Source organism: Phytomonospora sp. NPDC050363, from assembly GCF_040655735.1.
Taxonomy (GTDB): domain Bacteria; phylum Actinomycetota; class Actinomycetes; order Mycobacteriales; family Micromonosporaceae; genus Phytomonospora.
This window is the reverse complement of sequence record NZ_JBFAKK010000009.1, coordinates 335,047-346,105: the sequence shown is the minus strand read 5'-3', so window position 1 is coordinate 346,105 and position 11,059 is coordinate 335,047. Positions and strand designations below refer to the sequence as shown.

At 70.9% G+C, this 11,059-nt stretch carries 13 protein-coding genes; 7 read left to right on the top strand and 6 right to left on the bottom strand.

What is annotated here, in order from left to right; all coding sequences use genetic code 11:
• Positions 1–300 precede the first annotated feature (300 nt).
• On the bottom strand, positions 301–879 hold the full coding sequence (locus AB0I28_RS25310) for a TetR family transcriptional regulator (protein WP_357497238.1): 579 nt from the start codon (positions 877–879) through the stop codon (positions 301–303).
• Positions 880–959: 80 nt separating this feature from the next.
• Between AB0I28_RS25310 and AB0I28_RS25305 the strand changes: the two genes are divergently transcribed.
• Entirely contained in the window at positions 960–1,376 is a 417-nt protein-coding gene (locus AB0I28_RS25305) for a VOC family protein (protein ID WP_357497236.1), read from the top strand.
• Positions 1,377–1,426: 50 nt separating this feature from the next.
• Here AB0I28_RS25305 and AB0I28_RS25300 read toward each other — a convergent pair whose 3' ends face one another.
• Entirely contained in the window at positions 1,427–2,677 is a 1,251-nt protein-coding gene (locus AB0I28_RS25300; RefSeq protein ID WP_357497234.1) for a glycosyltransferase 87 family protein, read from the bottom strand.
• Positions 2,678–2,924: 247 nt separating this feature from the next.
• On the opposite strand from AB0I28_RS25300, the gene AB0I28_RS25295 reads away from it, so the two are divergent.
• Positions 2,925–3,536 (top strand): carbonic anhydrase, encoded by a 612-nt coding sequence (locus AB0I28_RS25295; RefSeq protein WP_357497232.1) that lies wholly within the window; start codon positions 2,925–2,927, stop codon positions 3,534–3,536.
• Between the two features lie 37 nt (positions 3,537–3,573).
• On the opposite strand, the gene AB0I28_RS25290 is transcribed toward AB0I28_RS25295, so the two are convergent.
• The 3 genes from AB0I28_RS25290 to AB0I28_RS25280 form a co-directional block, all read right to left on the bottom strand.
• Entirely contained in the window at positions 3,574–4,197 is a 624-nt protein-coding gene (locus AB0I28_RS25290; protein ID WP_357497230.1) for a hypothetical protein, read from the bottom strand.
• A 57-nt stretch (positions 4,198–4,254) separates the two neighbouring features.
• Positions 4,255–5,784, bottom strand: coding sequence for a glycoside hydrolase family 3 N-terminal domain-containing protein (locus AB0I28_RS25285; RefSeq protein WP_357497228.1), 1,530 nt, complete (start codon positions 5,782–5,784; stop codon positions 4,255–4,257).
• Between the two features lie 140 nt (positions 5,785–5,924).
• Entirely contained in the window at positions 5,925–6,416 is a 492-nt protein-coding gene (locus AB0I28_RS25280) for a DUF3145 domain-containing protein (RefSeq protein WP_357497226.1), read from the bottom strand.
• A 455-nt stretch (positions 6,417–6,871) separates the two neighbouring features.
• Here AB0I28_RS25280 and AB0I28_RS25275 point away from each other — a divergent pair, with 455 nt between their 5' ends.
• Complete coding sequence (locus AB0I28_RS25275) at positions 6,872–7,204, top strand: hypothetical protein (protein WP_357497224.1); 333 nt, start codon at positions 6,872–6,874, stop codon at positions 7,202–7,204.
• Between the two features lie 71 nt (positions 7,205–7,275).
• On the opposite strand, the gene AB0I28_RS25270 is transcribed toward AB0I28_RS25275, so the two are convergent.
• Entirely contained in the window at positions 7,276–7,884 is a 609-nt protein-coding gene (locus AB0I28_RS25270; protein ID WP_357497222.1) for a helix-turn-helix domain-containing protein, read from the bottom strand.
• 98 nt (positions 7,885–7,982) lie between these two features.
• Between AB0I28_RS25270 and AB0I28_RS25265 the strand changes: the two genes are divergently transcribed.
• The 4 genes from AB0I28_RS25265 (at position 7,983) to AB0I28_RS25250 (ending at position 11,027) form a co-directional block, all read left to right on the top strand.
• A complete protein-coding gene (locus tag AB0I28_RS25265; protein ID WP_357497219.1) occupies positions 7,983–9,131 on the top strand; it encodes an FAD-dependent monooxygenase in 1,149 nt (382 codons plus the stop codon).
• A gap of 28 nt (positions 9,132–9,159) precedes the next feature.
• Positions 9,160–9,711, top strand: coding sequence for a hypothetical protein (locus AB0I28_RS25260; RefSeq protein ID WP_357497217.1), 552 nt, complete (start codon positions 9,160–9,162; stop codon positions 9,709–9,711).
• Positions 9,712–9,763: 52 nt separating this feature from the next.
• Positions 9,764–10,288 carry an ATP-binding protein gene (locus tag AB0I28_RS25255; RefSeq protein WP_357497215.1) on the top strand — a complete coding sequence of 175 codons (525 nt, stop codon included), beginning with the start codon at positions 9,764–9,766 and terminating at the stop codon, positions 10,286–10,288.
• Positions 10,289–10,394: 106 nt separating this feature from the next.
• Entirely contained in the window at positions 10,395–11,027 is a 633-nt protein-coding gene (locus tag AB0I28_RS25250) for an MBL fold metallo-hydrolase (RefSeq protein ID WP_357497213.1), read from the top strand.
• Positions 11,028–11,059 lie beyond the last annotated feature (32 nt).

The window sequence follows — 11,059 nt, the reverse complement described above, 5'->3', positions numbered from 1 at the left end:
AGCTCCGCCCCGGACCCCGCTGGGACTCCGTCCCAGACCCTGCTGGGAGGCTTCGCCCCCAGACCCCCACCAGGAACTCCGTCCCTGGACCCGGACCTACGCCTGGGTTGCGGGCCGTTTGGTCGGCGCTTGTGTGCGGCCGGCTTCGCCTTGGCCGCAGGCCCGTCAGTCCGTCAGCCCGCTGGCCGCGCCGGGCCTCGGGCGTCGCCGGGTCTCGGGCGTCGCCGAAGCCCCACCCCGCAGCCCTCCCCCCCCCGGAGCCCTGCCCCTCGGTCCTCCCGCACCCCTGAACTTCGCCCGTCACCGATCCGGCACTACCCGGTCGCAAATGTTGTCCACCAGCCTGTCGACTTCCACGCCGTCCCATGCCCCCGGCAGTGTCAGCTGTTCGACGATCAGTCCGCTCATCGCGAGATACAGGATCATCGCGGTGTGCTCGTCCCCGGGGAATCCGCCGTCGGTGTGTCGGCGTCGATCGGCTTCGAGGTTCGCCGCTGTCGTCGTTGTCAGTGTCGCCCGCAGGTGGGGTCGTCGGGTCGCCTCCAGGCGCAGTTCCAGCAGCGCGAGGTATCCGTTGCGGTCGGCGGCGACCCTCTTCAGCAGCTCGTGCATGGACGCTCGGATCGTCTCGCGGTCCGGCGGGGCCTGCGCGTAGGCGGCCTCCTGTTCCGGGCCGGGGGCGAAGCGTCCGTAGATGTGCTCTCCGGCCTGCTGTAGTAGCGCGTCGCGGCTGGCGAAGTAGTTCGAGGTGGTTCCGGCGGGCACGGCCGCTCGCACGTCGACGGCGCGGAACGTGAGCCCTCGCGCGCCTTCGTCGGCGAGGACGTCGATGGCGGCGTCGAGCAGGGTCCGGCGCCGCTCGGGGTTGGATCTGGCCATGTCGGTGATCCTCTCATCCTTGACACCACTACGACCAAAGTACTATGTTCGCAGTGGTATCAAACGACTGAGGAGACGACATGCGATTCACCCTGATGGGAACGGCCCTGATGTCGGCCGACCCGCAAGCCGCCGCCCGCTGGTTCACCGAGCACTTCGGCTTCACCGTGGGCATCGACGTCGGCTGGTACGTCAACGCCCAGCACTCCGACCACCCGAACGTGGCCCTCGACTTCGTCGATCGCGACCATGAGTCCCTGCCCGCCGAGCTGCGCGGCGCGTCCGTCGCCGGGACCCTCCTGGGCCTCCTCGTCGAGGACGTCGACGCCGAGGACCGCCGTCTCCGGGCGGCCGGACTCGACGTCGTGCTGCCGTTGGCGACCGAGCCCTGGGGTCAGCGCCGGGTGCAGTTCAGGGGGCCCGACGGCGTCATCGTCGAGATCCTGCAGATGGTGGAGCCCGACCCGCGTTGGCTCGCCGACAACGGCCTCGCCTGAGAAGCGAGAAGAGCCCCGGACCGATGTGGTCCGGGGCTCTTCTCGTGCGTTCAAGCGGCCAGCGTCCGCCGTGGGTAGGGGAGGCGGGTACGGCGCGGTTCGGAGTGGGGGAGCGCGGCGACCAGCACGATTATCGCCACCGCGAAGGAGTTCTCGGCGGCCACCCGCAGCGGCCCGCCGGTCCAGTGGCTGTTGCTCCACGGGTCGAAGAACCATATCGGCGACACGACGAACAGCGTGTAGGTCGCCACCGCGGCCAGCCCGATCCAGCGCGAGCGCCGCTCCAGCGCGTTGAAGACGAGCACGGCGACCGCTGGCACGGCCCACACCAGATGGTGCGACCAGGAGATGGGGCTGATGACGTTGGCGGTCAGGCCGATGATGGCGAAGGCCGACAGCTCGTCGCCGGCCTTGTGGGCGGCGAGCGCGCGGGTGAGTCCGAGGACGAGCATGAGCAGCCCGAAGGAGATCCACAGCAGCAGCGGGGTGTCGGTGCGGTCGTAGAGCCTCGCGAGGAATCCGGCGAGGGACTGGTTGGGCGTGAAGTCGGCGCGTCCGACACGGGCGGAGTTCCAGAACACCGCGCCCCAGTAGGTCACCGAGGATCCGGGCGCCACGGCGAAGGCGATGCCCCAGGCGAGCAGCGTCGTTCCGGTCGCCACGGCGGCGGCGCGCCATCGTCGGGCGACCAGCAGGTAGACGATGAACAGCGCGGGGGTGAGTTTGATCGCCGTGGCCAGGCCGATGCCGAGGCCGGCCCACTTCGATCCGGAGCGCAGTGCGGCCATGTCGGCCAGGACCATCGCGGCCAGTACGAGGTTTATCTGGCCGTAGCCGAGGGTCTGGCGGACCGGCTCGATCGCGAGGGCGGCGAGTCCGACGGTCAGCACGACCACGGGGACGCTCCAGGCCCGCTCCCGCGCGAAGGGCGCGACGATGAAGTAGAGGCAGGCCAGCAGCGCGAACACGCCGGCGACGGTGGTGAGCACGCCCGAGGCCCACATCGGCCAGGCGGTGATCGGCGTGAGGAAGAAGGCGCCGAAGGGCGGATAGGTGAATCCGAGTCCGTTGTTGGCCTGGAAGTAGGCGTAGAGATCGTCGCCGTCCAGCCAGCCGGCGATGGCGTTGTGGTAGATCCGCAGGTCGTAGAGGCGGTAGAAGGGGACCGCGGCGATCAGCGCGGCGGCCCACACGACGCAGAGACCGCCGACCGCGACCAGGGTCCTGCGACGCTTGCGGACCCTGTCGACTGTGGACGCTTCGGTCCCGGTGGCGGTACGGCTGCGCAGCTCAAGAGGCATGAGAACTTTCCGGACCGTTGGGAGCTTTCCGTTTGGCAGCCTAGACGATGGCGACAAGCGCCGGTGCCGGGACACGGCGCGTCCATCGGGGCTCCTGAGCATTATGTCGAGTATCGTCCCATTCATGCCCGTCCATCGACACGCCCTCGTCCCGCGCGGACATGTGCGCGCCATCACCGCCGTTCCTCATCACAGGGAAGTGGGAAAGGCTTGCGACCTTCTGAGCCCCACTGGAAGGATCGGCGGCATGTCGATCAAGCTGAACGCGGCGGAGACCCGTCCCAGCGCCACCGAGGTACTTCGGCGGCTGCAGGAGGGCAACCGGCGGTTCGTGGCCGGCGAACCCGAGCACGGCCATGATGTCGCCGCGGCCCGGCGCCACGCCGAGGAGCAGAACCCCGTCGCGGCGATCTTCACCTGCGTCGACTCGCGGGTGACCGCCGAAGCCCTCTTCGACCAGGACTTCGGGCAGCTCATCGTCGTGCGGACCGCCGGTCACGTCCCCGACCGCGCGGCGATCGGGTCGCTGGAGTTCGCCGTCGCCAAGCTCGCCGTTTCGCTCATCGTCGTCCTCGGGCACGGACATTGCGGGGCCATCGAACTGGGTGTCAAGGCCGCCCGCGACACCATCGAGGGCACCGCCGCACCGAGCGGCTCGATGTCCTACCTGGTCGGACAGCTCTACCGCTCCTCAGCGCAGGCGCTGCGCGAGGATCCGGAGAACCCGAACGAGGCCGCGATGCGGCTCCAGGTGATGCACACCGTCGCCGAACTGCGGGCGGCGAAGGACCTCGCGGCCGCCGACGTCGTGGGCGCGCGCTACGACCTGGGTTCGGGTCTCGTCCGGCTCGTCGACTGAGAAACGCCCGTCCCGCCGTCACCGGCGGGACGTTTCGCTACCTGCGCTTCGGCGGGGCCATCTTCAGCCCGCCGCGCTCGATGGCGCGCCCGAGCAGCCAGATGCAGCGACCGGTGCCCCGAAACAGCAGCCCGAAGCCGATCCGGAAGACCCGCGCGACCTTCTGGCCGCCCGTGGTCGCCGGCGGGAGCGGGGGCGGCGGCTGCCAGGCCTGCTCCGCCCGGTAGTCCGGCGTCACGGCCTGCGGGTTGTAGGGCTCCCGCGAGGACTCGTAGCTCGGCATGTCATAGGCCGGGGGCGTGTACGCGGCCGGTTCGTACTCGTAGGAGGGCTGCGCCGGAGGGGGCGGAGCCGGAGTCGCCGCGACCTGCTTCTTGCGACGTTGCGTCTGCGCGGGCTGCTGGGCGACGGTGGTCGCCGGAGGAGGAGGCGGTGGCGGCGCGCTGCCGCTGCGACGGCTCCCGCTGGTCTCCGCGGGCGGCAGCGAGAAGCTGCCCGCGCTCGGCGCGGCCTGCGCGGCGGGCTGCGAGGGCGGATCCCACAGGGGGTTGCCCGGCGTCGGCTCGGCCGGGCGGGCCGTGGCCGGCGGCCTCGGAGCGGCCGGACGGGCCTCCTCCGGCCACAGTGGAACGTCCGACGGCAGCTGCGGCGGATTGGTCATGGCACGGCCTCACAGGGGTTCGGGTGCGTCAATCGTACGCAGCGGGCGCAAGCCCGGTCAGCAGCTGCTTCCCGGTACGCCCTTCACCGTGACGGGCAGGTGGCCGGGGGCCTTGGCCTCGCCGGTGAGCACGTCGGCGACGGCCTCCATCGAGGCCTTCGTGGTCCCGAAAGCCGCCACACGCACGCCCGACTTCACCTTGCCCAGGATGAAGGGCGCGTCAGTGGAGACGATCACCTCGGCGTCGACGTCCACGTCGGCGGCGGTGTCGCCGAAGCCGGCGAGCTGGATCGTCGTCCCGGCGTCGCCGCGGACCTCGACGCCCCTGGCCGAGAGCGCCTTCGCCAGCCGCTCGCGGGTCGTGTCGGCGCCGCCGACCACCCGCACCGGCGAGCCGATCGACTTGCCGCACTCACCGGCGACCTGCGTGATCGCCGCCCGGGAGATCTCGGCGGCGACATCGCGCGCCGAACCCAGGACCTCGTCGAGCTCGTCGGCGGGCGGGCGGGTGAAACCGGCCAGCCACTGCTTGAGGGCGACCACGCGTGTGGCGGCCTCGACGAGGCGCTCGCGGGGGAGTTTCCCGCTGGCGAGGGCGTCGCGGAGGCCCTTGTACGCCTTCTTGAGGTTCTCGGGCATCAAGATCAGGTCGTTGCCGGCCATCAGCGCGCGCACGGCGGCCTCGCCGGCACCGTGGCGCTCGGTGATCGGCTGCATCTGCATGGCGTCGGTGACCACGACGCCCTTGAAGCCGAGCTCGTCGCGCAGCAGGTCGATGAGGACCTTCGACGACAGCGTGGCGGGCACGCCCGGGTCGATGGCCTGGACGTCGAGGTGCCCTGACATGACCATCGGCACGCCCGCGGCGATGGCGGCCTTGAAGGGGACCAGGTCGGCGGCGAGGAGTTCGTCGCGGCTCTGGTTGAGTTCGGGCATCGACTTGTGGCTGTCGACGTCGGTGTTGCCGTGTCCGGGGAAGTGCTTGACCGCGCCGGCCAGGCCGGCGCCCGCCAGGCCCGCGATCACGGCGACGACCTGCTCGGCGACCGCGGCGGGGTCGGAACCGTAGGAGCGCGAGCCGATGACGGTGTTGCCGGGGTTGGCGATCACGTCGGAGGTGGGCGCGAAGTCGACGTTGACGCCCAGCGCGGACAGCTCGCCTCCGACGCCCTGCCAAGCGCGGGTGGTCAGCGCGGGGTCGGCCGCGGCGCCGAAGCCCATCGCGGCGGGCAGTGCGGAGATGCCGGAGGTGATCCGGGTGACCGCGCCGAACTCCTGGTCGATGCCGATGACCAGGGGGAGTCCGCCGTTGACCTCGGAGGCGGCCTTCTGGAGGCCGTCGGTGAGGCGGCGGATCTGCTCGGGGGAGTCGAGGTTGGTGCTCGGGTTGGTGCCCGCGGTGGGGTCGTCGGCGGTGAAACGCATCAGGATCAACCCGCCGAGATGGTACTTCCGCACCATGTCACCAGGGGTGTCGACGCCCGCGTGGGCCTGATTGGCGGCGCGGGAGGCGGCCGTGACGTCGTCGGCGTCGTTGCCGTAGGCGTGCGGCATCAGGACAAGGCCGAGCAGTTCCTCGTCGGTCATGGCCGCCACCATAGCTTGCGCCGGGGACTCGGGCGAAGGTACCGACGAGGGGGGCGAGGTGGGTTCCTCCTTGGCCTGGCAGCCGGCGAGCGCCGAGACGCCCGCAATCGCGAACAATGTCCGTCGGGTCAACACCCGCGCTAACTTACCTGCGTCAACCAAGTGGCGGGAGCGCCCTCACCGGCGTGACGGTAGGGCTCGAGTTCGGCGTCCCAGGACGTGCCGAGCAGTTTCTCCATGCCGTGGCGGATGGCCTCGGCGCCGGCGTTGCCGGAAAGGAGAGCGCGCAGGCGGTCCTCCGGCACGACGAGGTCGCCGTTGGCGCTCATCGTGGCACGGAACACACCGCGTCCGGGGACGTACATGATGCGTTCACCGTCGACGCCCGGACTGGGCTCCTCGGTGACTTCGAATCGCAGCATCGGCCACTGTTTGAGGGCAGCGGCGAGCTGCGAGCCCGTGCCTGCGGCACCGGACCAAGTGCATTCGGTCCGCAGAGTTGTCGGATCCGCGGACTGCTTCGTCCACTCAAGACTCGCGCGGGTGGCGAGCACCCTTGCGATGGCCCACTCGACGTGCGGACACACGGCGGTTGGGCTTGAGTGGACGTAAACGACCCCTCGCGTGGGCACGTGAGACCTCCTGGGTTGTCCTTGATGCGCCTTCCCCCAACGCACCTGGCGAACCGCAAGAACGGCCCGTACCCACGAGCCGATCCCCATCTTGACTTATGGGTCCTACGTTGCGCCAGTGATTCGGCGAGATTGGCCGCCAGGAATCTGACTATCCAAGGTGGAGGATACGGGGAGTCACCATCGGCTCCACTCCGCTGTCGGCTGGATGCACGCTCGGCCGATCGGGTAGAGTTCGCCTGTTGCGGGTGACCCCGCACCGCCGGGCCGCCGAGCGGCCCGTGTCGGGAAACACCGCCTCCCCGGGGGTGGTGCCCCAGGTGGCGCTGGCCGCTGCGGGAGGTCAACGGGTAGAGTTGCCCGGTCCGTCTTTCGCGAGACGGGCGAGTGACTTGTTGAAGTGACTTGTGTGAAGTGGAAATATTCAGCAATACCTAATCGTGAGGAGTAGCTGCGTGGCCAGCAACACGTCTAAGACCGCGCGCGCATCGGTCCGCGCCGGCCAGGCAGGCCAGGGTGGCGGTCTGAGCGTGCTGGGTGAGTTCAAGTACCTCATCCCGCTCAACCAGGGCAAGCACGTTTACGTCCGCAACCTCACCAACGGCAAGACCGTTCACGCGGCTACCGACTCGGAGCGGTTCGTCGAAGAGGTCCGCTCGCTTGGCGAGGCCGGCCACGGCGCGAAGATCCAGGCCGAACTGGAGGCGCTGACGACGGCGTTCCCCTCGGACGGCTGGGACAAGACCTCGAAGCGTCTCGCGGACGCTGGAGTCTTCGGCGGCGAGTAGACCGCTGCCGGGCCCTTGGCTCGACGCGCACCCGGGTTACCGGGTGCGCGTTTTTTCTTGCCCTCGTGCGGTCACTCCGCCTGGGTCCAGGGGCGCAGTGCCACCTTCGTGGCCGCCTTCAGGTCCTCGCGCATCGCCGCCGGGTCGCCGTCGAGCGCGCCGGGCCGGTCGAGGATCGCCTGGAGCGCGCCCGTCACCGCGCCGATGAACGCACCCACGAGGGCGCCCGCCGACACCTCGTCGAGCTGGTCGGGGAAGGCGTCGCGAAGATGGCGGGCGATCTCGCGCTGCGCGTCGAGCTGCAGCTGGAGGCCCCGGCCGCGTACCGCCGGGACGGTGGCGGTCAGGCGCAGGCGCAGCGCGGCCGTCCGGCCGAGCATCTCGTCGGCGGCGGGCCCGAGGTCGGTGAGCGTGCGCACCAGCACCTCGGCGGGGGTCTCGCCGGGGGTGCGCGTGGCGACGGCCTCGACGGCGGCGGCGATGCGCGCGTCGGCCTCGGGGAAGAGGACCTCCTCCTTCGATGCGAAGTAGCTGAAGAAGGTGCGGGTGCCGATCTCGGCGGCCGCGGCTATGTCGGCGACGGTCGTCTCGTCGTAGCCGCGGGTCTCGAACAGCTCGGTGGCCGCCTCGACGAGCGCGCGGCGGGTGCGTTCGCGCTTGCGGTCGCGCAGGGACGTCATGCGCGCGAGTGTACTGCATCCGATGTCGGCTCGCACTCATTGCAATTCTGCACTCGATGCAGTTACGCTTTCCTCATCCCCCCGAGAGGAGCGTTCCCATGGACGTCCTTGTTTCCGGGGCCGGCGTCGCCGGCCCGACCCTCGCCTACTGGCTCGCGCGTGGCGGCCACCGGGTCACCGTCGTGGAGCGCGCCGGCGACCTGCGCTCCAGCGGCAGCCCTGTGGACGTGCGTGCCGGCGCCGTCGAGGTCGCCGAGGCCATGGGCGTCATGGGGCGTCTCAGGGAGGCGGCGACCGAGGTCGACGGCCTCAGCTTCCTCAACGGGAAGGGCCGCCGCACCGGGTACGTCGACCTCCGCGCCTTCCAGCGCGTAGGGGGCGGTCGTGAGGTCGAGATCCCGCGCGGCGACCTCGCGGCGGTGCTCCACGAGGCGAGCCGGGACGTCGCCGAGTACCTGTTCGGCGATTCCATCGCCGCCCTCGTCCAGGACGCCGAGGGTGTCGACGTCACCTTCGAGAAGACCGCGCCCCGCCGCTTCGACCTCGTCGTGGGCGCCGACGGTCTGCACTCGACGACCCGCCGCCTCGCCTTCGGCCCGGAGGCCGAGTACGTCCGCGGCCTCGGCCTATACGTCGCGACCATGCCGGTCGAGGGGGAGGTCGGCCGCGACGTGCTGATGTTCAACACCCCCGGCAGGATGCTGTCCCTGCACCCTTCGCGCGGACGGGCGCTGGCGGCCTTCATCTTCCGGCACCCGCCGATCCCGGACTTCGATCACCGCGACACCGCCCGGCACCGGCGGGTTCTCGCCGAGGTCTACGCCGGCGACGGGTGGCGGGTCCCCGAGCTGCTCGCGCGGGTCGCCGAGACGCCCGACCTCTACTTCGACGCCGTCAGCCGCGTCGACATCGACTCCTGGACGAAAGGACGCGTGACCCTTCTCGGCGACGCAGCCTCCTGCGTCTCGCTGTTCGGCGACGGCACGTCGACGGCCATGGTCGGCGCCCGCGCCCTCGCCGAGGAGCTGGCCGACGGCTCACCGGTGGCCGTCGCGCTGCGCCGTTACGAGGAGCGCCACCGCGCGGTCGTCGGCGCCAAGCAACGCGGGGTGGGGGCGGCGGCGAACCTGCTGATCCCCGCCACCCGCGCCGGCATCGCCGTACGCAACATGGCCACGCGCCTGTGGCCGGTCGTGGCCGCCGGCCGCCGGCTCACCAGCCGCCGTCGCGCGCCCGTGGCGGCGTGATCTTGCGGGGCTCCCTTACCCTCCCGGCATGTCAGTGAGCGGTGTGCACGCCCAGCCCGGCGGGCGCGTGCGGGTCAAGGCCTCGGCGCGTGGACTCCACGTCTGGCCGCAGGGCCGGTGGGACTTCCTCGGAGAGGACTGGGCGGTCGGGCTGTCGGCGCTGTGGCTGCTGGTGGTCGGGCTCATCGGTGTCGGGCAACTCGGGTCGGGGAGCGTGCCTCTGGGGGCGGTCCTCCTGCTGGCGGGGATCGTCGGGGGCGTGCCGGCGCTCGTCCAGCTCGTCGCCGAGGCGATCGGCCACGTGCTCTTCCTCATGCTGCTGCCGGTCGTGGTCATCGGCTTCCCGCTGCTGTTCTTCCGGCCCGTGCGCCGCACGCTGGGGAAACTTTGGGGGAAACCCCTCAAGGACCGGTATCTGACGCCGGCCTCGGGCATCGCCGAGCTTCGTTTCCATCCCGGGCCGGTCATCGACGTCGTTCGCGTCGACGGGGGCGGTGTGCGCCTGTCGGCGAGCGGCCGGGCGGGGGAGAAGTTGAGCGCCGAACTCGCGAAGCTGGGGGCGGTCCGGCGTATCCCGTGACTCTGCGAGGAGCGGGAAGCACGAGATCCGGCCCGCCTGACAAGATCGGGGCGTGACGACCTTGTTCCTGACGGTCGGGCTGCCGGGGTCCGGAAAGACCACGAGGGCCCGGCTGCTGGCGAAGCGGCACAGCGCGCTGCGGCTGACTCCGGACGAGTGGATGATCCCGTTGTTCGGCGATCCGCAGCCGGACGGGAAGCGCGACGTGCTGGAAGGACGGCTGCTCTGGCTCGGTCTGGAGGCGCTGAGGCTGGGGACCAACGTGGTGTTGGACTTCGGATGCTGGTCTCGGGACGAGAGGTCGGCGATCCGCTGGCTGGTGACGTCCGTGGGCGCGTCCTGCGAACTCGTGTACATGCCGGTGGACCATGAGACCCAGCGCGCCCGGATCGCCCATCGCCGGTCGACCACGCCTGAGCAGACCTTCGCGATGAGCGAGGCAGATCTCGCGCACTGGAGGACGCTGTTCGAGGAGCCCGACGCCGCCGAACTCGCCGGGCCCGGGCCTGGAGGCCCGCCCCCTGGGTGGTCGGGATGGCCGGAGTGGGCCGCCGATCGGTGGCCGTCCCTCGCGTGACTGTCGGGCCGGCGTCGGTGGGGCGAGTCCGGGGCCGACCGTGAGCGCCCCGAACGATTCGACGACGCGGCGGAAAGATTCGCCGGACGGTCCTAGTCTGAGGGCCATGCGACTGACCAAGTTCACCCACGCCTGTGTCCGCCTTGACGACGGGGACCGCGCCCTGGTGATCGATCCCGGTGTCTGGGTCGAGCCGGAGGCACTCGACGGTGTCACCGACGTGCTGGTCACCCACGAGCATTACGACCACCTCAACGCCGAACTCCTCGCCGAGGCCGCCAAGCGAGGTGTGCGCATCCACGCCCACCCCGACGTGGCCGAGCAGCTGACCGACCTCGCCGACGCCGTCGAGCCGATCAGCGCGGGCGAGAACCGTACCGTCGGTGGTTTCCTGGTCGAGGCCGTCGGCGGCGAGCACGCCGAGATCTACGAGGGCAGGCCGGGTTGTGCCAACCTCGGCTTCCTCGTGGACGCGCCGAGCGGGGTCGTCTACCACCCCGGGGACTCGCTTTTCGTGCCCGGGGTGCCGGTGGGGACGCTGCTGGTGCCGGCCTCCGCGCCGTGGCTGAAGCTGTCGGAGGCGCTCGACTTCGTGCGGGCGGTGCGGCCGCATCGCGCGCACCCGATTCACGACGCGATCCTCAGCGAAGCGGGGCAGGGCCTGGTCGACGGCTGGTTCGACATGGCCGGCCGTACGGTGTACAGCCGGATCCCGGTCGGCGAGAGCGTCGAGGTCTAGGGGGTCGGGGTGTAGGGCGTCGAGGTCGAAGG

Excerpts from the sequence above, each read along its gene's own strand:
- AB0I28_RS25310 (WP_357497238.1), bottom strand. The coding sequence starts at position 879 with ATGGCCAGATCCAACCCCGAGCGGCGCCGGACCCTGCTCGACGCCGCC.
- AB0I28_RS25305 (WP_357497236.1), top strand. The coding sequence starts at position 960 with ATGCGATTCACCCTGATGGGAACGGCCCTGATGTCGGCCGACCCGCAA.
- AB0I28_RS25300 (WP_357497234.1), bottom strand. The coding sequence starts at position 2,677 with ATGCCTCTTGAGCTGCGCAGCCGTACCGCCACCGGGACCGAAGCGTCC.
- AB0I28_RS25295 (WP_357497232.1), top strand. The coding sequence starts at position 2,925 with ATGTCGATCAAGCTGAACGCGGCGGAGACCCGTCCCAGCGCCACCGAG.
- AB0I28_RS25290 (WP_357497230.1), bottom strand. The coding sequence starts at position 4,197 with ATGACCAATCCGCCGCAGCTGCCGTCGGACGTTCCACTGTGGCCGGAG.
- AB0I28_RS25285 (WP_357497228.1), bottom strand. The coding sequence starts at position 5,784 with ATGACCGACGAGGAACTGCTCGGCCTTGTCCTGATGCCGCACGCCTAC.
- AB0I28_RS25270 (WP_357497222.1), bottom strand. The coding sequence starts at position 7,884 with ATGACGTCCCTGCGCGACCGCAAGCGCGAACGCACCCGCCGCGCGCTC.
- AB0I28_RS25265 (WP_357497219.1), top strand. The coding sequence starts at position 7,983 with ATGGACGTCCTTGTTTCCGGGGCCGGCGTCGCCGGCCCGACCCTCGCC.
- AB0I28_RS25260 (WP_357497217.1), top strand. The coding sequence starts at position 9,160 with ATGTCAGTGAGCGGTGTGCACGCCCAGCCCGGCGGGCGCGTGCGGGTC.
- AB0I28_RS25250 (WP_357497213.1), top strand. The coding sequence starts at position 10,395 with ATGCGACTGACCAAGTTCACCCACGCCTGTGTCCGCCTTGACGACGGG.